The sequence below is a fragment of the Paracoccaceae bacterium Fryx2 genome (assembly GCA_032334235.1).
Lineage (GTDB): Bacteria > Pseudomonadota > Alphaproteobacteria > Rhodobacterales > Rhodobacteraceae > JAVSGI01.
Genome location: JAVSGI010000005.1, coordinates 1,145,818 through 1,163,946 on the forward strand (window position 1 = coordinate 1,145,818; position 18,129 = coordinate 1,163,946).

Below are 18,129 nucleotides of genomic sequence, written 5' to 3' on the forward strand. Positions count from 1 at the left end.
GTTCCTGCCCGCCAAGGCGTCGTGCCGCCCGTTCAGCCTGCGGTGACCTCGCCGCCCAGCGCGACAATCATCTGCGACGCGCGCTGACGCAAGCCCGACGGGGCCTGCTGATCGACGACCAGCGCCTGCAGCGCCGTGATGGCCGCAGCGGTGTCGCCGGCTTCCGCCTGCAGATAGGCGAGTTGTTCCAGCGCCAGCGGCCGGAACGGCCGCCCTGGTGCGGCAATCGCGTCCAGCGCGGCGCGGCGGTCGGCGGCGGGCATGTCGGCCCCCGCCAGCAGCACGCGGCGCAACACCGCCAGATCGCGGTAGGCAACCGGCAGCGCCGCATCCGCCGCCACCTTGTCAAGCGCCACCAGCGCCCCGGCGCGATCGGTCCCCGGGTCCGAGGCCAGCAGCAGGTTCTGCACCGCCGCGCGGTCGCCCGCGGCCGAAACCGCCGCTAGCGCGCTGCTGCGCGCCTCGGGGGTGGCCGCTTCCATTGCGCCCATCACCGCGTCACCGAAGGCTTGCGCCTGCGACTGCCGGTTGGCCTTCTGCCATTCATTGAACCCGGCCCCGCCGACGATGAGGATCACCAGCAGCACGGCGATCCAGCCATAGCGGCGGAACATCGCGAAAAGCCGGTCGCGCCGGACCTCTTCGGTCACTTCGTTGATGAAGCTGTCGGGGTTGCTCACAAGGGTTCTCCGTGCCTTTGTGCTGTCTTACACGCAAGGGCTCGGGCTTGCCAAGCCCTGCCGCCGCGGGCGGGCGTCAGGCCGCCTTGCCCGCGGCCTCCTCCTCCGAGGATTGCCGGGCCCACATCGAGGCGTAGCGCCCGCCCTGCGCCAGCAGCACCTCGTGCGTGCCCTGTTCGGTGATCCGCCCGTCCTCCAGCACCACGATGCGGTCGGCGTCGGCAATCGTGGACAGGCGGTGCGCTATGGTGATCACGGTCCGGCCCTTGCCCATTTCCAGCAGGCTGTCCTGGATGTCGCGCTCGGTCTGGGTGTCCAGCGCCGAGGTCGCCTCGTCCAGCAGCAGGATCGGCGGGTTCTTCAGCAGGGTGCGGGCGATGCCGACCCGCTGCTTTTCGCCGCCCGAAAGTTTCAGGCCGCGCTCGCCGACCGTGGTCTGATAGCCGTCGGGCAGGCTGGTGATGAAGTCGTGGATCCGCGCGGCGCGCGCTGCGGCCTCGACCTCGGCACGGTCGGCCTCGGGGCGGCCGTAGGCGATGTTGTAATAGATCGTGTCGTTGAACAGCACGGTATCCTGCGGCACCACGCCGATCCGCGCGTGCAGGCTGTCCTGGGTGATGTCGCGCACGTCCTGCCCGTCGATCCGCAGGGCACCCTGCGTCACGTCGTAAAACCGGAACATCAGCCGACCGATGGTCGACTTGCCCGACCCCGACGGGCCCACCAGCGCCACACGCTCGCCCGCGCCGACATGCAGCGTGATGCCCTTGAGGATCTCGCGCCCGGATTCATAGCCGAAATGCACGCCCTCGAAGCTCAGCGCGCCGCCCCTGACCACCAGATCCGGCGCGCCCGGCTTGTCCAGCACCTCGGCCGGCTGCGCCAGCAGGCCGAACATCTCGCCCATGTCGACCAGCGCCTGCCGGATTTCCCGATACACCGTGCCGAGGAAGTTCAGCGGCAGGGTGATCTGGATCATGTAGGCGTTGACCATGACGAAATCGCCGACCGTCAGCTTGCCGGATTGCACCCCCATTGCCGCCATCACCATCACGATGATCAGGCCCGCGGTGATCAGGAATGCCTGACCGAAGTTCAGCAGGCTCAGCGACTGCCCGGTCTTGACCGCCATGCGTTCGTAATCGGCCATCGAGGCGTCATACCTTTGCGCCTCGCGGCTTTCGGCGCCGAAATACTTGACGGTCTCGAAGTTCAGCAGGCTGTCGATCGCCTTCTGGTTGGCCTCTGTGTCGCGGTCGTTCATCTGGCGGCGGATCCTGACCCGCCATTCGGTGACCTTGAAGGTGAAGGTCACGTAAAGCGCGATGGTGACCACCACGACCAGCATGTATTCGACGCCGAACAGGAAGGCGAACAGCACAGAGACCATGCTCAATTCCAGGATCAGCGGCCCGATCGAGAACAGCATGAAGCGCAGCAGGAAATCGACGCCCTTCACCCCGCGCTCGATGATCCGGCTCAGGCCCCCGGTCTTGCGGCTGATGTGGTAGCGCATCGACAGGCGGTGGATGTGGGTAAAGGTTTCCAGCGCCAGCTGCCGCAGCGCCCGCTGGCCGACCTTGACGAACACCACGTCGCGCAACTCGTTGAACGCCACCGCCCCCAGCCGCGCCACGCCGTAGGCGACCGTCAGGCCGACCGCGCCGTACAGCAGCAGCCAGGCGTCGCCGCGCGACTCGCCCGCCAGCGAATCCACCGCCGCCTTGTAGAAGAACGGTGTTGCGACCGCGATCAGCTTGGCCACCACCAGCGCCAGCAGCGCCAGCACCACCCGCCGCTTCACCCAGCCCTGCCCCGCAGGCCAGAGGTAGGGCAGGACGCGGCGCATGGTCTGCAGGCCGCTGGCGCTGGGGGGCCTGCTGTCGGCGCTGGTGGCCGTACTCGTCAACTTGCGCATCGCGTCGTCCTTGGGCTGGCGGATCGCCCGGCGGGGCAAGGGGCATTGATCGGCGCCGGGGATTGGGCTATGACTGGATCGTTCAACATTTCATGAGTAGTTGAAGCATGGAGCAAAGTAAAGTCCTCGACGCCCTGTCGGCGCTGGCCCACGCGGCACGGCTTGATATTCTGCGCCTTCTGATGGCGCAAGGGGCGGATGGACTGCCGGCAGGCCAGATCGGGCAGCATCTGGCGCTGCCCGCCTCGCGGCTGTCGTTCCATCTGGCGGCGCTGGAACAGGCCGGGCTGATCCGCTCGCGCCGGTCGGCGCGCAACGTGATCTATGCCGTCGATCTGGCGGCACTGGGCGGCATGATGTCCTATCTGATGAACGATTGCTGCCTTGCCCACCCCGAGGTGATGGCCTGCTGCCGCCACCACCCCGAAGACCCCGCGCCCGGCCCGGTCAGTTCCTTGCAGGCAAAGTGAACACCTGCCCCGGATAGATCAGGTCGGGGTCGATGATCTTGTCGCGGTTGGCGTCGAACACCTGCACATACAGGATGCCGTTGCCCATGTTGTCGCGCGCGATGCGCCACAGGCTGAAGCCGGGCTGAACCGTCACCACCACGGGGGGCCGCGGTGCGGCGGGGGCAGACTCGGGGGCCGGGGCAGGCGCGGCAAGCGGTGCCTGGTCCGACCCCGGCACAGGCTGGGCGGGCGGGGCGATGCCCGGCGCGGCCGCTGGTTCGGGTGCAGGCGGGGCCACTGGCGCATCGGCCGCCACCACGGGCGGCTGCGCCGCGCCGGTCACCGGGCGTGCCCGTGGCGCCGAAGATGCAACCGGCTCAGACCCCGCCTCCGGTATGGATTCGGCGGGCTGCGGCGCGGGTTCGGCGGGCGGCGCAGGTTCGGCAGCGGCCATCGGGGCGGCAGCGGGCGGCGGGGCGGGCTGCGCTGTCGCCGCCTGCGCCAGCGTCAGCAGCGTTTCGCGCTGGAACGGCGTCTCGAACCGAGCGTTCACCCTGCCCGCCGCGTCAAGCTGATCGGCGCGCAGCGTGTAGATCCCCGGCACGACGGCGGGCAGGGTCGCGGCCCAGTTGCCATCGCCCGCCACTGTCGCCACCTGCGCTTCGGCATTGTCGAGGTAAAGCCGGATGGTCGCCCCTGCCACACCCCGCCCGGCCAGCACCACCGCGCCCGCGCCGGAATAGGAAATCGTGTCGATCGTCACGCTGTCCGCCCCGGCGGCCTCGGCACCGGCGGCGGGTTGCAGCACGCGGGCTCCGGCGTCGGTCACCAGCAGCGCCGCGGGCGGCTGCGGCTGCGGGGCGGAAGCGGCTTCGGGCGCTGGCGGCCGGGCCGACCCCGCGGGCTCGGGTTCGGGCACCGGCCCGGAAGCCGCAGCCACCGCCGTCGCGGGCAGCGGCGCCAGCATCACGCCCTCCGCCGAGGCGATGGGTGCCCCCCCCGGCATGGTCATGACGAGGGTCAACAGCCGCGCGTCACCGCCGGGCGGCAGATCGAACATCGCGGCAAAGCCGCCGCGTGCATTCGCCACGGCACGGGCCACCTCTGCCCCATCGACCAGCAGCGCCACGCCGGACCCCGGCTGCGCCCGCCCCGCCACCACGACCGATCCGCCCGGCTCGACCCGCACGGTGTCGAAGGCAGGCGGCGCCGCATCCGGCAGGGGCGTCGCCCCGGCGTCCGGCGCCGCGACCCCAGGCGGGTCCGGCGTGGCAAGCGGTGCCGGGTCCGGCTTGGCAGGCGGTGCCGGGTCCGGCGTGGCAGGCGGTGCCGCAGCCGGCTCCGGCGCGGCAACCTGCGCGGGCACACCGGGCGCGGCAACCCGCGCAGGCGCCACGGCCAGCGCCAGCGGCGCGGGGGGCGGGGTCTTGCCCGGCGTCGTCACCCACCAGGCCACGCCTGCCGCCGCAACCGCCCCGAGCCCCAGAACCGCGGCCCATGCCCCGGTTCCCATTCCCTTCCACACCGCCATCGGACTTCCCTTCGCGGGGCCGGTTCCGGCCCCAGCTTCCTTTCAGACAGGAACCCCTATATCAGGGGGCAAATCAACAGGTTTCCGAAGGTTGACCCATGATCACGCTCCGCTCCGTCTGTGTTTTCTGCGGTTCGCGCGCCGGGCACAGCCCCGCCCATGCCGAGGCCGCCCGCGACCTGGGGGCGCTGATCGCGGCGATGGGCTGGCGGCTGATCTATGGCGCGGGCGACGTGGGGCTGATGGGCGAGGTGGCGCGGGCCGCGCAATCGGCCGGGGCCGTGGCGATGGGGGTGATACCGATCCATCTGATGGAACGCGAACAGGGGCGGCGCGACCTTGCGCAACTGGTCATCACCGAAGACATGCATGAACGCAAGAAGGTGATGTTCATGAATTCGGACGCCATCGTGGTGCTGCCGGGCGGGGCCGGATCGCTCGACGAGTTCTTCGAGGTGCTGACATGGCGCCAGATCGGCCTGCACGAGAAACCCATCCTTCTGCTGGACATCGAAGGCTACTGGCAGCCGCTGGCCGCCCTGCTCGACCATGTGATCGCCGCAGGCTTCGCCGACGCCAGCCTGCGCGACTACTACACGCTGGTGCCCGACTCCGCGACGCTGGCAGACCGGCTGCGCGCCGCCCTGTCCTGACGCAGGCCGCCCAGCGAAAGACGCGCAAGCGCCACACGAACGGCCCGGCGGCAACCAGCACGGCAGAGCGACGTGGCGGCCACGCCCTTCCGCTTCCCGGTCATCCGCCGCCCGCGTTGTTGCGCCTGTGGCACGGAACGCGGCCGGCGTGCTGCGGCGCTTCAGGCCACCGCCAGCGCCTCGACCACGATGTCGGCGATCTTCGGCAGCGGGTGCTTGGTCAGCGTCTTGGGAATCTCGGCCACCACCACGGCCTGCAGCGCGGGCGGAAGCCGGTCGCGCACCGCCCCCAGCACCTGCGGCGGCGCGATCAGCACCAACTGCTCGAAACCGGCCTTGCCGACCTGCTCCAGCAGGTGCGCCACCACATCCGCCGCCAGCCCATCGGCCGCCAGCCTTGCGAAATCGGGCTGTTCCATGGCCGAGCGCTGATTGGGTCCGTTGTCGGCCATCCGGCCCGGCCGGTCCGATGCCCCGACGACCGCCGCAGCCGTCAACGCCTTTCTCTGGCGCAGCACGACGTCGCGGGTATCGCCGGCATTCTCAAGAATCATTGCCCGCTCGCCGTCGGCCACCATGATCCAGGTCTTCGATGTCAGCATCGCCATACCGTCCTCCATTGCTTCCCGGGCGCTTCCGCCCCGGCAAAGATGGCAAGCCGCAGGACCGATTTCCAGCCGCACCAGCAAAAAGGCCCGCCCGGCTGTCCGGGCGGGCCCCTGTCTCGCCATGCGAAAATCACATGCGGGCAGCGACCGCTTCCCAGTTCACCAGCTTTTCCAGGAAGTTGGTCAGGTACGCCGGGCGCTTGTTGCGGAAGTCGATGTAGTAGGAATGTTCCCACACGTCGCAGCCCAGGAGCGCGGTCTGCCCGAAGCACAGCGGGTTCACGCCGTTCTCGGTCTTGGTGACCTTAAGCGCGCCGTCCTTGTCCTTGACGAGCCAGGCCCAGCCCGAGCCGAACTGCCCGGCCCCGGCGGCGGCGAAATCGTCCTTGAACTTCTGTACCGACCCGAAGCCCTCGACCAGCGCCTTCTCAAGCTCACCCGGCATCGCGGCGCCCTTCGGCCCAATCACCTCCCAGAACAGCGCGTGGTTCCAGTGCTGCGAGGCGTTGTTGAAGATGCCGTTCTGCGCCACGGCGCCCGCGGCATAGGTGCCGACCACGATTTCCTCGACCGACTTCGCTTCCCACTCGGTGCCCGCGATCAGCTTGTTGCCGTTGTCGACATAGGCCTTGTGGTGCAGGTCATGGTGATATTCCAGCGTCTCCTTCGACATGCCAAGCGACGCCAGCGCATCGTGGGCATAGGGCAGATCCGGAAGGGTGAAGGCCATGGTGATATCCTTTCGCGTGTGAAACATCCTGCATGGACTTAGAAGCGCCATGCCCGCAAGGTCAAGTGTCCGCCCGCCTTTTGCGCCCGTCCGCATTTCATCTTGGCGCAAATATCCTGCGGGGGGGCCGCAGGCGGGGGGCGCAAAGCCCCCCTCCCTCACCGGCCAGCGCAAGCCAACGCCGTCACCCCGGCCAGAGTTCCGACCCCGGCTGCGCGGCGTGGGACAAAAGCCCCATCACATAGCCCGCGACCGAGCGGAACGCGACCAGCGTGATGCCGTCGCCCTCGCGCCACAAGGCACAGGCAACCTGCGCCGCGCGGCTGCGGCGCAATTCGCCTGCGGGCAGCGTCGCCAGATCGACCGGGCAGAGCTTCATCACCACCTGATCGGCCAACGGCCCCTTGATGCGGAACACAGACCGCGCGTCGGACACATCGACCGCCAGATGATGCACCCCGGCCAGCGTTTTGCTAAGCCTTTCCAGCGCGCCCGGCACCTCTGCATGGGGCAACAGCAGCAGGTATTCGTCCGGCGACATCCAGCCCGCCGACCGCCCGCCGTCCTGCACGATGGCGCGCGGTCCGGGCAGCGCCAGCCCCACCGCCGCCTGCACCGCCGCCGCCAGCCCCGGCGCATCGCGCTTGCAGCGCAGGGAAATCATGCCCAGCGGCCCGATTTCGCTGATCCGGGCAAAGCCGTCGAAACGCGCGTCCTGCAGCGCCGATACCGGGTCAGACATCCTGCTTCGCCCCTTCCTTGTCGAAGAACACCGGGTCCACGATCCGTGCCGTGACGGAACCGCCGCCGACCTTGGGGAACGTCACCGTCTCGCCCATACGCTCCGGCCCGCGCCGCACCAGCCCCATCGCGATTCCGCGCTTCAGGGTTGGCGAATGGTAGGTCGAGGTCACCCGGCCTTCGGTATTGCGCTGCCCGTTGGCATTGACCCCCGGCGCCACGGCATAGGCGCCATCGGGGATCACCGAGCCGTCAAGTGTTTCCAGTCCCACGAGTTTCCACCGCTCCGGGTCGGTCAGATGCACCCGCTCCTGCCCGCGCTTGCCGAGGTAGTCGGCCTTCTTCTTGGAAATCGCCCAGCCCAGCCCCAGATCCTGCGGGATCACCGTGCCGTCGGTTTCGTCACCGATCATGATGAAGCCCTTTTCGGCCCGCATCACATGCAGCGCCTCGGTGCCGTAGGGCATCAGGCCGAACTCGGCCCCGGCCTCGACGCAGGCATCCCAGAAGGCGCGGCCCTGACCGGCGGGGATGGCGATTTCATAGGAAAGCTCGCCCGAAAAGCTGATGCGGAACACCCGCACCGCAAAACCGCCAAGGGTGCCGTCGGCCCAGTGCATGAACGGCAAGGCCGTTTTCGAGACATCCATGCCGCCCAGTTTTTCCAGCAATTTCCGTGCGTTGGGGCCGACGATTGCCACCTGCGCGAACTGCTCGGTGACATTGGCGACGTAGACCTGCCAGTCCCACCATTCGCATTGCAGCCAGTCTTCCATATGGGCATGGATCCGGTCTGCGCCGCCCGACGTGGTGTGGCAAAGCCAGGTGTCGTCGGCCAGGCGTGCCACCACGCCGTCATCCGACAGGAAGCCGTTCTCGTTGCACATCAGGCCGTAGCGGCACTTGCCCACCGGCAGCGTGCTCATCACGCCGGTATACAGCATATCGAGGAAACGGCCGGCATCCGGGCCCTTGACGATGATCTTGCCAAGGGTCGAGGCGTCGAGCAGACCCAGCGCCGCGCGGGTGTTCAGCACCTCGCGGTGGACCGCCTGTTCGTGGTTTTCCCCGGCGCGGGGATAGCAGTAGGGCCTGCGCCACAACCCGACGGGTTCAAAGTAAGCCGCTGATTTCTCATGCCATTCGTGCATCGGCGTGCGGCGCAGCGGCTGGAAGATCTCGCCGCGCGCCTCGCCTGCCAGCGCGCCGAGCGTCACCGGCGTGTAGGGCGGGCGGAAGGTGGTGGTGCCGACCTGCGGAATGTCTTCATTCAAAGCCTGAGCAAGCACCGCCAGACCGTTGATGTTGCTAAGCTTTCCCTGATCTGTCGCCATGCCGAGCGTGGTGTAGCGCTTGGTATGTTCGACGCTTTCGTAACCCTCGCGGGCGGCAAGCTGCACGTCGGAAACCTTGACGTCGTTCTGGTAGTCGAGCCACATCTTGGCGCGCAGCGCGAGGCCCGCCCCCTGCGGCATCACCCAGATGCCGGGTATGTTTCCGCCATGATTCCCGTATGCATCCGATGCAGACGGGTCGGCCATGTCCGGCACTGCCAAGCCTGCGGCGGCGATGGCGCGGCGGGCGGCGGCGGTGGCGTCTGCCATCACCTCGCCCGCGTCCAGCGCGCCATTGGCCGTCCCGGCGGCAATCACCAGCGCCGAGCCGTCATGGGTCAGCGGCGGGCGGTCGGGGTCGGGGCGGAAGGCGGAACGGTCGGCGTCCCACGTCAGCTTGCCGCCGCAGTGGCTCCACAGATGCACGACCGGCGACCAGCCGCCCGACATGGCGACGGCCTCGCACGGCACCTCCTCCATCACGGCGCCTTCGCCGGCTTGCAGGCAGAGGGCGACGCCGATCACCCGTTTGCCGCCTTTGACCTTGGCGATGGCGCGGCCGGTTTCGACCCGGATGCCCAGCGCGCGCGCCGCCTGCGGCAGCGGGCCATTCGCCTCGGTCCGGGCATCGACGATCACCGGCACCGCCAGTCCCGCCTGATGCAGCGCGATGGCGGTCAGATAGGCGTCGTCATTGTTGGTCACAACCACCGTGCGGTCGCCGGGCGAGACCGCGAAGTTCACCACATAGTCGCGCATCGCAGCGGCCAGCATCACGCCCGGAACGTCGTTGCCCGCGAAGGAAAGCGGGCGTTCGATGGCGCCCGTGGCGGTCAGGATGCGCCCGGCCCGGATGCGCCACAGCCGGTGCCTGGGCCGCCCGTCGCCGGGGGTGTGATCGGCCACGCGTTCATCGGCCAGCACATAGCCGTGGTCATAGACCCCTGCCCCGGCTGTGCGCAGCCGCAGGGTGACATTTTCCATGTTCGCAAGGGCTTGCACGGCATCCTTCACCCAGTCGTCCGCGGTCTTGCCGTCAATCCTCACCCCGTCGACCGGGGCGCGGCCGCCCCAGTGGGCGGTCTGTTCCAGCAGCATGACGCGCAGCCCCGCCCGCCCGGCCAGCAGCGCCGCCTGAAGCCCCGCGATGCCGCCGCCGACCACCAGCACGTCGCAGAACGCATAGACCTGTTCGTAGCGGTCGGCGTCGCGGTCCTTGGGCGCGCGGCCAAGCCCGGCCGACTGGCGCACGATGGGTTCGAACACATGCTTCCAGAAAGCGCGCGGGTGGATGAAAGTCTTGTAGTAGAACCCCGCAGGCAGCAGCCGCGCGGCATAGTTGTTCAGCACGCCGATGTCGAAATCAAGGCTGGGCCAGTGGTTCTGGCTGGCGGCCTGCAACCCGGCGAAAAGCTCGGTCGTGGTGGCGCGCTGGTTCGGCTCCAGCCGCGCCCCGTGCCCGAGGTTGACCAGCGCGTTCGGCTCCTCCGGCCCCGCGGCGACGATGCCGCGCGGGCGGTGATACTTGAAGCTGCGCCCGACCATGACCTGATCGTTGGCAAGCAGGGCCGAGGCCAGCGTGTCACCGGCGAAGCCGCGCAACCGCTTGCCGTTGAAGGTGAATTCCTGCGCGGTGTTGCGGTCGATCAGGCGGCCGCCAGCGGAAAGACGGGTGCTCATCAGAACCCCTCCCATGCCGGGCGGCGGGCCTTGATGCGGGCCACCAGATCGGGTGGCGGGGCGGCGGTCTGCGCGGGGTAGGTGCCGAACACCTCCAGCGTGGCGGTGCAGCGCGCGGCGAGGAACCACTTGCCGCAGCCATAGGCATGCCGCCAGCGCTCGAAATGCACGCCCTTGGGGTTCTTGCGCGCGAACATGTAGGCTTCGAAATCGTCATCCGAAGCACCCGGGCCGAAGCGCTTGAGATGCGCTTCGTAGCCCGGGGTCAGTTCGGTTTCGTCGGCTTTGACGCCGCAATAAGGGCATTCAAGGATCAACATGCGCGTGCTCCGGTCAGCTTGTAAGGGGGGCTGACGGGCGCGGTGCGGGCTGCGTCAGTTGGTCGAGGGTTGGACCACCGCCGCGACCGGGCCATCGGACAGCCCGCCGGTATAGGAGGCGGCGACAAGGCCGAGCAGGGCCAGCTGCACCACGACCCCGGCGGCAAAGCCGACATAACCCGCCGACTTGCGGTCAAGCTTGGCCGAGATGACGATGGTATCGACCAGATCGTGATCCGGCTTGGCGGGTTTGGCCGCAGCGACGGGCGCGGCTGGCGCAACCGGGGCTTGCGGTTCAGCGGCGACCGGGGCTGACGTGACGGCTGCTGCTGCGGCAGGGGCCGCAACAGCAGGAGCGGCAGGGGCTGTGGCGGCCGGTGCGGCGGCGACAACCGGTGCGGCGGCCGGGGCGGGTGCGGCGGCCGGGGCAGCAACCGGGGCCGGGGCAGCAACCGGGGCGTGCGCCTGGCCGTGCTTGCCCTTCCGTCCGGCCTTGCCTCTGTGGGCAGAACCGCTGGCGGCTGCGTCGTCTTCAGGGGTGAGCGGTTCGTCAGGCAGGGGACCCATGGGGCATACTCCATCACATTTTCTCTAGGGGATAACGTGCGCTGCCGAATGGTCAACGCAAATCCGCGTGGAGCGACAAAGGGTCCCGTCCCGCGCCCCGCCAGTTGCAGGCGCCACGGCATCAGTGGGCCACCCCGGCGGCCACGGATTCGTCGATGAAGCGGCCTTCGCGGAAGCGGTCCATCCCGAAGGCGGCGGCCAGCGGCCCGGGTTCGCCGCGCGCCATCAGGTCGGCCATCGCCCAGCCCGAGCCGGGAATCGCCTTGAAGCCCCCCGTGCCCCAGCCGCAATTGATGAAGCAGTTGCCGAGCGGGGTTTTCGAGATGATGGGCGAGCGGTCGCCGGTCATGTCGACAATCCCGCCCCATTGCCGCAGCATTTTCAGCCGCGAAATCATCGGGAAGGTTTCGATCAGGGCGCGCAGCGTCTCCTCGATGTGGTGGAAGCTGCCGCGCTGGGTGAAGTTGTTGAAACCGTCGGTGCCGCCGCCGATCACCATCTCGCCCTTGTCGGACTGGCTCATGTAGCCGTGCACGGTGTTGGCCATCACCACGACATCCATGCAGGGCTTGATCGGCTCCGACACCAGCGCCTGCAGCGCCACCGCCTCGACCGGCAGGCGGAAACCCGCCATGTCGGCCACCTGGCCTGAATGGCCCGCCACCACGATGCCCATCTTGGCGCAGCCGATGAAGCCGCGCGAGGTTTCGACCCCGGTCACCTGCCCGGCATGGGATCGCACGCCGGTGACCTCGCACTGCTGGATGATGTGCATCCCCATGGCGCTGCAGGCCCGCGCGTAACCCCACGCCACCGCGTCATGCCGCGCCGTGCCGCCGCGCGCCTGGTAGAGCGCGCCCAGCACCGGATAGCGCGGGCCGTCGATGTTGATGATCGGCACCAGATCCTTGACCCGCTCGGGCGTGATCCACGAGGTTTCAACGCCTTGCAGCAGGTTGGCATGGACGGTGCGCAGGTAGCCGCGCACCTCGTGATGGGTCTGCGCCAGCATCAGCAACCCGCGCGGGGAGAACATGACGTTGTAGTTCAGTTCCTGGCTGAGCGTTTCATAAAGGCTGCGCGCCTTTTCGTAGATCGCGGCCGAAGGGTCCTGAAGGTAATTCGACCGGATGATGGTGGTGTTGCGCCCGGTGTTGCCGCCGCCGAGCCAGCCCTTCTCGATCACGGCGACGTTGGTGATGCCGTGATTCTTGCCAAGGTAATAGGCGGTGGCCAGCCCGTGCCCGCCCGCCCCCACGATCACCACGTCGTAAGACGCCTTCGGCTCGGGCGAGGCCCAGGCCCTTTCCCAGCCCTGATGGGAACGCAGCGCCTCGCGGGCGATTGCAAAGACCGAATAGCGTTTCATCGGGCACTCCTTGGGCACGGGCCGTCCCAGCCTTCTGGAACGGGGCGGAGTTTGAACCGCCGCCACAAGCGGCACAATCGGGAAAAATGCGACATCGCGGGCGCAGAGAACGGCACCGACTGCCGGGCCCGCCGGATCATGCGCCGTTTTCGCCCTTTTGCAGCGGCGCCCGCCGCATTACATGAGGGGCTGTGCGCAGGAGGCAACATGGCAACGGGCTTTGAAGAGTGGGTTTTCTGGGGCCTCGCCGGGGCGATGGCGCTGGGGGTCGGGCTGATCCTGGTGCTCACGCTGCTGCGGGCGCGCGGCACCGGCCTGTCGCCCGCCGCCTATGACCTGCGCGTTTACCGCGACCAGCTGTCCGAGATCGACCGCGATCTGGCGCGCGGCGTGATCGGCACCGACGATGCGGCCCGCCTGCGCACCGAAATCTCGCGCCGGGTGCTGGAGGCGGACCGCGTGCTGGGCACGGGCGATGCCGCCACCGGGCCGGGCCGGGGCGGGCTTGGCGTCGTGGTGCTGGTGCTGCTGGCGATCGGGGGCGCGTTTCTGGGCTACAACCGGCTGGGCGCGCCGGGCTATCCCGACATGCCGCTGCAATCCCGCATCGCCATGGCAGAAGAGCTGCGCGCCACCCGGCCCAGCCAGGCCGAAGCGGAGGCCGAGGCGCCCCAGCCCCCTGCCGCCGTCACACCCGACCCGGATTTCGCGGCCCTGATGGAAAAGCTGCGTGCGGCCGTGACGGCGCGCCCTGCTGATCTGCAGGGGCAGGAACTGCTGGCCCGCAACGAGGCGGGGCTTGGCAACTTTGTCGCAGCTCACAAGGCGATGGCACAGGTGATCGCGCTGAAAGACCCGCAATCCAGCGCCGAGGATCACGCGGCGCTGGCTGAACTGATGATCCTGGCCGCGGCGGGCTATGTCTCGCCCGAGGCCGAGGCGGCGCTGACCGAGGCGCTGCGCCGCAATCCGCGGAACGGCACGGCCCTGTATTATTCGGGGATGATGCTCGCCCAGACCGGCCGTCCCGACCTTGCCTTCCGCATCTGGCGGCCGCTGCTGGAAGACAGCGCCCCCGACGCGCCCTGGGTGGCACCGCTGCGCGCCCAGATCGGGCAACTGGCCGCCGCGGCCGGTGTTGACTATCAGGTGCCGTCCGCACGGGGTGCGACCGCCCTGCCCGGCCCGGATGCCGCCGCCGTGGATGCGGCCGGGGCGATGTCGGAAGCCGACCGCGGCGCGATGATCGCAGGCATGGTCGAACAGCTGAGCGCCCGGCTTGCCTCGGAGGGCGGCACCGCCGCCGAATGGGCCCGCCTGATCGGCGCGCTCGGGGTGCTGGGCCAGACCGACCGCGCCCGCGCCATCTGGGCCGAGGCGCAGACCCGCTTTGCCGCGCAGCCAAACGATCTGGCCGCCGTGCGCGCCGCTGCGGTGCAGGCCGGGGTGGCCGAGTGAACCTGCACGACAGCATCGAGGATTTCGGCACGCTGATCGCCCCGATGCGCGCCATCGCGGGGCTGGATTTCGGTGAAAAGACCATCGGCGTCGCGGTGTCGGACCTGACGCGCAGCGTTGCCACCCCGCTGCTGACCATCCGCCGGGTGAAGTTCACCGATGACGCCGCCGCGCTGCTGAAGATCGTGGAAGAGCGCCGTATCGCCGGGCTGATCCTCGGGCTGCCGCGCAACATGGACGGCTCGGAAGGCCCGCGCGCCCAGGCGACGCGGGCCTTCGCGCGCAACCTCGCGCGGCTGACGCCGCTGCCGATCGGCTTCTGGGACGAGCGGCTGTCGACCGTCGCCGCAGAACGGGCGCTGCTGGAGGCGGATACATCGCGAAAACGTCGCAAAGAGGTGATCGACCACGTAGCGGCCAGCTATATATTGCAGGGTGTGCTGGACCGTCTGGCGCATATTCGAAGGAGCGCCGAGTGAAGGACGACATCTGGCACCGCGACGAGATCCAGTCGCCCTGCGTCAAGCTTTGCGTCGTGCATCCCGAGGAACGGCTCTGCGTCGGCTGCCTGCGCAGCATCGAGGAAATCACCGCCTGGTCCAGCCTGACCCACGAGGCCCGGGCCGCGATCATGGCGGAACTTCCCGCCCGCGCCCCCCGCCTTGCGAAACGTCGCGGCGGCCGCGCCGGGCGGCTGGAACGCTGAACCTGCCACCAACGCACCCGGACCTGCGGGCGGGTGCCTCCGGCGGGGATATTTGAGAACAGAATAAGGGGAAGAGCGGGTCTGTCTGCGGCTTTCATCTTTGCCCAAATATCCTCGCCGAAGGCAAGAAGGTCTTCCCTACCAGCCCGCCACCTTGCGTAGCATGTTCAGCGCCACCACGATCACGAAGACCGCGAAGGCACGCTTCAGCGGTGCGGGGTTCATCGCATGGGCAAGTTTCACGCCCAGCGGCGTGGTCAGCAGCGTCATCGCGATGATCACGAGGAAGGCGGGCAGGTTCACCGCGCCGACCGTCCAGGGTGGCGCCGCGGCAATATCGAGCAGCAGGAAGCCCAGCACCGCGGGCACCGCGATCACCAACCCGAAACCTGCCGCCGTGGCCACGGCGCGATGGATCGGAATACTGTAAAGGCTCATCAGCGGCACGCCGAAGGTGCCGCCGCCGATGCCCATCAGCGCCGAGAAGAACCCCAGCGCCCCGCCCAGGCCCCAGCGCGCCGGGCCTTCGGGCATGGCACGCCCCAGCCGCCAACCCGGCTTTCCGAAGGCCATGTAAAGCCCGACCAGCAGCGCCAGCACACCGAAGATCGCCTGCAGGGCCACCGATTTCAGCGAGGACGCCAGCAGCACCCCCCCCACGGCGCCCATCGCCACCACCGGCCCCCAGCGCCGCAGCACCTCCCAGTCGACCGAGGCCTTGCGGTGATGCCCCAGCACCGAGCGCACCGAGGTGACGACGATGGTGGCGAGCGAAGTGGCCAGGCAGATCTGCATCAGGTAGGGGCCGCCATAGCCCAGCGACTCGAAGGCGAAGAAGAACGCGGGCACCAGCACAAGGCCGCCGCCCACGCCCAGCAGCCCGGCGATCACCCCGGCAAAGGCGCCGATCGCCAGCAGCATGGCAAGCATCGGCAGCAGCAGCTGGAGTTCGGGCATGGCGGCGGCCTTTCGGATGAGTCGCGCCCGACATATCCCGCGCGCGGGCCCTTTGCCAGAGCGGCCCGGGTCGGGCCCGATGGCGGATTCCCGGCGCGGGCCAGATGCTTGCGCGCCCTCCGGGCATGGATGCGCGGCGGATGGACACTGTGGCAATACGCGCCGGGGCGGCGGGCGAAATGACCGGGAATCGCGGGAAAACCGGGCGTCCTGCCGGTTTGCGCCGCCAGAGCGGCGGGCTACCAACGAAAGGACGCGGCGGGAAACGCACCGCGGGGCAGGAAAAGGAAATCATATGTCATTCAGCAAGGTGGCCGTTCTGGGCCTTGGCAAGGTGGGCCATCTGGCGGCGGAGTTGCTGGCCGGGGCGGGCTTCGAGGTGACCGGGATCGACTCGCGCGCCACGGCCGCCCCCTTCGCCACCCGCGTGGCCGATCTGGGCGACGCGGCCGGGTTGCAGGGCGTGCTGGCGGGGCAGCAGGCGGTGCTGTCCTGCCTGCCCTATGCGCTGAACAAGGGCGTGGCCTCGGCGGCACATGCGCTGGGGCTGCACTATTTCGACCTGACCGAGGACGTGCCGACCACCCGGCACATCCGCGCGCTGTCCGCGACCTCGAAGGGCCTGATGGCGCCGCAATGCGGGCTGGCCCCCGGGTTTGTCGGCATCGTCGGCGCCGACCTCGCGGCGCAGTTCGACCGGGTGCGCTCGATCCGGTTGCGGGTGGGGGCGCTGCCGCAGAACCCCACCGGCCTCTTGGGCTATGCGTTCAACTGGTCGCCCGAGGGCGTGGTGAACGAATACCTGAACGATTGCGAGGTGATCGAGGAGGGCGTGCTGAAATCGGTCTCGGCGATGGAGTGGATCGAGACCATCTATGTCGACGGGGTCAAGCTGGAAGCCTTCACCACCTCGGGAGGCTTGGGCACGATGTGCGAGACCTATGCCGACCGGATCGAGAACCTGGATTACAAGACGATGCGCTATCCCGGCCATGTGCAGCTGATGAACTTCTTCTTCCACGAGCTCTTGATGCGCGAGAGCAGGGCCGAGGCCGGGCGCATCCTTACCCACGCCAAGCCGCCGGTGGATGCGGACGTGGTCTATGTGCATGTCGCGGCCGAGGGCTGGACGGACGGCGCGCTCCGGCGGCACGAGTTCGTGCGGGCCTATTACCCGATCGAGATCGGCGGCAAATCAAGGACGGCGATTGCCTGGACCACCTCGGCCTCGGTGGTGGCGGTGATCGAGATGGTGCGCGACGGGGCGCTGCCGCAGCAGGGCTTCCTGAAGCAGGAGGACATCGCGCTGGCGCCCTATCTCGCAACCCGGACCGGCGGATTTTTCGCCACCGGCCATCGCGGACGCTAGGCAGGTGCCGGGGCGCGGTCGATCTCGGCCAGGGCGGCATCGAGCGTTTCCAGCCCCGCCCCGGGACGGGCCGCCCCTTCCGACAGCACCCGGCGCCAGCCGCGCGCGCCGGGGCGGCCCGCGAACAGGCCCAGCATGTGCCGGGTGACCTGGTGCAGCCGCCCGCCCTGCGTCAGATGCGCCGCGATGTAGGGGTGCATGTCGGCCACCACCTGATGCGCGTCGCGCCCCGGCGGGTCGCCCCACAGCGCATCGGCCCCGATCAGGGTGGCGCAGGGGTCGTGATAGGCGGCGCGCCCGATCATCACCCCGTCCAGCCCCTGTTCCAGCAACCCCCGCGCCTGCGCAAGGTTGGCCACGCCGCCGTTGATGCAGATCGTCAGATGCGGGAACTGCCGCTTCATCGCCAGCACCAGCGGATAGTCCAGCGGCGGCACCTCGCGGTTTTCCTTGGGGCTGAGCCCTTGCAGCCATGCCTTGCGCGCGTGGATGATGAAATGCCCGACACCCGCCGCCGAGACGGCTTCCAGAAAGGCGGGCAGCACGTCCTCGGGCACCTGATCGTCAACACCGATCCGGCATTTCACCGTCACCGGCACCGGGCTTTCGGCCTGCATCGCCGAGACGCAATCGGCCACCAGTTGCGGGCGTTCCATCAGCACCGCGCCGAAACAGCCCGACTGCACCCGGTCGGAGGGGCAGCCGACGTTCAGGTTGATCTCGTCATAGCCAAATGGCACCGCCGCCCGCACCGCCGCCGCGAGTTCGGCCGGGTCAGACCCGCCGAGTTGCAGCGCCACGGGATGCTCGGCCTGCCCATACCCCAGCAGCCGGTCGCGCGGCCCGTGCAGCACCGCCGGGGCGGTGACCATCTCGGTGTAAAGCATGGCGCGGCGCGTCATCAGGCGGTGGAATTGGCGGCAATGCCGGTCTGTCCAGTCCATCATCGGGGCCACGGCTAATCTAGCATTTTGATTTATCAGCATTCTTCTTGTTTCTTCAAACTGTTGGCGGCGGTTGTCGCTACGCTGGACTACGCCCTGATATCCCCGAATT

18 protein-coding genes are annotated in these 18,129 nt (G+C 68.9%); 6 read left to right on the forward strand and 12 right to left on the reverse strand.

What is annotated here, in order from left to right; genetic code table 11:
- Positions 1 to 32: 32 nt before the first annotated feature.
- Together RNZ50_14665 and RNZ50_14670 are read right to left on the reverse strand one after the other, a co-directional pair.
- Entirely contained in the window at positions 33 to 680 is a 648-nt protein-coding gene (locus RNZ50_14665; protein ID MDT8856241.1) for a hypothetical protein, read from the reverse strand.
- Between the two features lie 76 nt (positions 681 to 756).
- On the reverse strand, positions 757 to 2,529 hold the full coding sequence (locus RNZ50_14670; protein ID MDT8856242.1) for an ABC transporter ATP-binding protein/permease: 1,773 nt from the start codon (positions 2,527 to 2,529) through the stop codon (positions 757 to 759).
- A gap of 176 nt (positions 2,530 to 2,705) precedes the next feature.
- On the opposite strand from RNZ50_14670, the gene RNZ50_14675 reads away from it, so the two are divergent.
- Entirely contained in the window at positions 2,706 to 3,068 is a 363-nt protein-coding gene (locus RNZ50_14675; protein MDT8856243.1) for a metalloregulator ArsR/SmtB family transcription factor, read from the forward strand.
- On the opposite strand, the gene RNZ50_14680 is transcribed toward RNZ50_14675, so the two are convergent.
- Positions 3,046 to 4,581 carry a LysM peptidoglycan-binding domain-containing protein gene (locus tag RNZ50_14680; GenBank protein MDT8856244.1) on the reverse strand — a complete coding sequence of 512 codons (1,536 nt, stop codon included), beginning with the start codon at positions 4,579 to 4,581 and terminating at the stop codon, positions 3,046 to 3,048. The two genes, RNZ50_14675 and RNZ50_14680, sit on opposite strands and share 23 nt — an antisense overlap.
- 98 nt (positions 4,582 to 4,679) lie before the next feature.
- Between RNZ50_14680 and RNZ50_14685 the strand changes: the two genes are divergently transcribed.
- The gene (locus tag RNZ50_14685) at positions 4,680 to 5,234 is read left to right on the forward strand and encodes a TIGR00730 family Rossman fold protein (protein ID MDT8856245.1); all 555 of its coding nucleotides are present in this window, start codon (positions 4,680 to 4,682) and stop codon (positions 5,232 to 5,234) included.
- Positions 5,235 to 5,395: 161 nt separating this feature from the next.
- On the opposite strand, the gene RNZ50_14690 is transcribed toward RNZ50_14685, so the two are convergent.
- From RNZ50_14690 to RNZ50_14720, 7 genes are all read right to left on the reverse strand, one after another.
- Positions 5,396 to 5,842: a host attachment family protein gene (locus tag RNZ50_14690; GenBank protein MDT8856246.1), complete on the reverse strand. Its 447-nt coding sequence runs from the start codon at positions 5,840 to 5,842 to the stop codon at positions 5,396 to 5,398.
- Between the two features lie 130 nt (positions 5,843 to 5,972).
- Positions 5,973 to 6,572, reverse strand: a complete 600-nt coding sequence (locus tag RNZ50_14695; GenBank protein MDT8856247.1) for a superoxide dismutase — start codon at positions 6,570 to 6,572, stop codon at positions 5,973 to 5,975.
- Between the two features lie 184 nt (positions 6,573 to 6,756).
- Positions 6,757 to 7,314, reverse strand: coding sequence for a sarcosine oxidase subunit gamma family protein (locus tag RNZ50_14700; GenBank protein MDT8856248.1), 558 nt, complete (start codon positions 7,312 to 7,314; stop codon positions 6,757 to 6,759).
- Positions 7,307 to 10,327, reverse strand: coding sequence for a sarcosine oxidase subunit alpha family protein (locus tag RNZ50_14705; GenBank protein MDT8856249.1), 3,021 nt, complete (start codon positions 10,325 to 10,327; stop codon positions 7,307 to 7,309). The genes RNZ50_14700 and RNZ50_14705 overlap by 8 nt, the downstream gene beginning before the upstream one ends.
- The gene (locus tag RNZ50_14710) at positions 10,327 to 10,647 is read right to left on the reverse strand and encodes a sarcosine oxidase subunit delta (GenBank protein MDT8856250.1); all 321 of its coding nucleotides are present in this window, start codon (positions 10,645 to 10,647) and stop codon (positions 10,327 to 10,329) included. The genes RNZ50_14705 and RNZ50_14710 overlap by 1 nt, the downstream gene beginning before the upstream one ends.
- A gap of 54 nt (positions 10,648 to 10,701) precedes the next feature.
- On the reverse strand, positions 10,702 to 11,214 hold the full coding sequence (locus RNZ50_14715) for a hypothetical protein (protein MDT8856251.1): 513 nt from the start codon (positions 11,212 to 11,214) through the stop codon (positions 10,702 to 10,704).
- Positions 11,215 to 11,335: 121 nt separating this feature from the next.
- On the reverse strand, positions 11,336 to 12,583 hold the full coding sequence (locus RNZ50_14720) for a sarcosine oxidase subunit beta family protein (GenBank protein ID MDT8856252.1): 1,248 nt from the start codon (positions 12,581 to 12,583) through the stop codon (positions 11,336 to 11,338).
- 207 nt (positions 12,584 to 12,790) lie between these two features.
- Here RNZ50_14720 and ccmI point away from each other — a divergent pair, with 207 nt between their 5' ends.
- The 3 genes from ccmI to RNZ50_14735 are packed head-to-tail and all read left to right on the forward strand — an operon-like array spanning position 12,791 to position 14,747.
- On the forward strand, positions 12,791 to 14,041 hold the full coding sequence (ccmI, locus tag RNZ50_14725; GenBank protein ID MDT8856253.1) for a c-type cytochrome biogenesis protein CcmI: 1,251 nt from the start codon (positions 12,791 to 12,793) through the stop codon (positions 14,039 to 14,041).
- 44 nt (positions 14,042 to 14,085) lie between these two features.
- On the forward strand, positions 14,086 to 14,520 hold the full coding sequence (gene ruvX, locus RNZ50_14730; protein MDT8856254.1) for a Holliday junction resolvase RuvX: 435 nt from the start codon (positions 14,086 to 14,088) through the stop codon (positions 14,518 to 14,520).
- Positions 14,517 to 14,747, forward strand: a complete 231-nt coding sequence (locus RNZ50_14735; GenBank protein ID MDT8856255.1) for a DUF1289 domain-containing protein — start codon at positions 14,517 to 14,519, stop codon at positions 14,745 to 14,747. Before ruvX ends, RNZ50_14735 begins: the two co-directional genes overlap by 4 nt.
- A 138-nt stretch (positions 14,748 to 14,885) precedes the next feature.
- On the opposite strand, the gene RNZ50_14740 is transcribed toward RNZ50_14735, so the two are convergent.
- Complete coding sequence (locus RNZ50_14740; GenBank protein ID MDT8856256.1) at positions 14,886 to 15,704, reverse strand: sulfite exporter TauE/SafE family protein; 819 nt, start codon at positions 15,702 to 15,704, stop codon at positions 14,886 to 14,888.
- A 295-nt stretch (positions 15,705 to 15,999) separates the two neighbouring features.
- On the opposite strand from RNZ50_14740, the gene RNZ50_14745 reads away from it, so the two are divergent.
- Positions 16,000 to 17,073: a saccharopine dehydrogenase C-terminal domain-containing protein gene (locus RNZ50_14745; protein ID MDT8856257.1), complete on the forward strand. Its 1,074-nt coding sequence runs from the start codon at positions 16,000 to 16,002 to the stop codon at positions 17,071 to 17,073.
- On the opposite strand, the gene dusA is transcribed toward RNZ50_14745, so the two are convergent.
- Positions 17,070 to 18,059, reverse strand: a complete 990-nt coding sequence (gene dusA, locus RNZ50_14750) for a tRNA dihydrouridine(20/20a) synthase DusA (protein ID MDT8856258.1) — start codon at positions 18,057 to 18,059, stop codon at positions 17,070 to 17,072. The genes RNZ50_14745 and dusA overlap by 4 nt on opposite strands.
- Between the last annotated feature and the right edge of the window lie 70 nt (positions 18,060 to 18,129).

What these genes read in the sequence shown, in the direction of transcription:
- RNZ50_14670 (MDT8856242.1), bottom strand. Translation starts at nt 2,529, where the DNA reads ATGCGCCGCGTCCTGCCCTACCTCTGGCCTGCGGGGCAGGGCTGGGTG.
- RNZ50_14675 (MDT8856243.1), top strand. Translation starts at nt 2,706, where the DNA reads ATGGAGCAAAGTAAAGTCCTCGACGCCCTGTCGGCGCTGGCCCACGCG.
- RNZ50_14680 (MDT8856244.1), bottom strand. Translation starts at nt 4,581, where the DNA reads ATGGCGGTGTGGAAGGGAATGGGAACCGGGGCATGGGCCGCGGTTCTG.
- RNZ50_14685 (MDT8856245.1), top strand. Translation starts at nt 4,680, where the DNA reads ATGATCACGCTCCGCTCCGTCTGTGTTTTCTGCGGTTCGCGCGCCGGG.
- RNZ50_14690 (MDT8856246.1), bottom strand. Translation starts at nt 5,842, where the DNA reads ATGGCGATGCTGACATCGAAGACCTGGATCATGGTGGCCGACGGCGAG.
- RNZ50_14695 (MDT8856247.1), bottom strand. Translation starts at nt 6,572, where the DNA reads ATGGCCTTCACCCTTCCGGATCTGCCCTATGCCCACGATGCGCTGGCG.
- RNZ50_14700 (MDT8856248.1), bottom strand. Translation starts at nt 7,314, where the DNA reads ATGTCTGACCCGGTATCGGCGCTGCAGGACGCGCGTTTCGACGGCTTT.
- RNZ50_14705 (MDT8856249.1), bottom strand. Translation starts at nt 10,327, where the DNA reads ATGAGCACCCGTCTTTCCGCTGGCGGCCGCCTGATCGACCGCAACACC.
- RNZ50_14710 (MDT8856250.1), bottom strand. Translation starts at nt 10,647, where the DNA reads ATGTTGATCCTTGAATGCCCTTATTGCGGCGTCAAAGCCGACGAAACC.
- RNZ50_14715 (MDT8856251.1), bottom strand. Translation starts at nt 11,214, where the DNA reads ATGGGTCCCCTGCCTGACGAACCGCTCACCCCTGAAGACGACGCAGCC.
- RNZ50_14720 (MDT8856252.1), bottom strand. Translation starts at nt 12,583, where the DNA reads ATGAAACGCTATTCGGTCTTTGCAATCGCCCGCGAGGCGCTGCGTTCC.
- ccmI (MDT8856253.1), top strand. Translation starts at nt 12,791, where the DNA reads ATGGCAACGGGCTTTGAAGAGTGGGTTTTCTGGGGCCTCGCCGGGGCG.
- ruvX (MDT8856254.1), top strand. Translation starts at nt 14,086, where the DNA reads ATGCGCGCCATCGCGGGGCTGGATTTCGGTGAAAAGACCATCGGCGTC.
- RNZ50_14740 (MDT8856256.1), bottom strand. Translation starts at nt 15,704, where the DNA reads ATGCCCGAACTCCAGCTGCTGCTGCCGATGCTTGCCATGCTGCTGGCG.
- RNZ50_14745 (MDT8856257.1), top strand. Translation starts at nt 16,000, where the DNA reads ATGTCATTCAGCAAGGTGGCCGTTCTGGGCCTTGGCAAGGTGGGCCAT.
- dusA (MDT8856258.1), bottom strand. Translation starts at nt 18,059, where the DNA reads ATGCTGATAAATCAAAATGCTAGATTAGCCGTGGCCCCGATGATGGAC.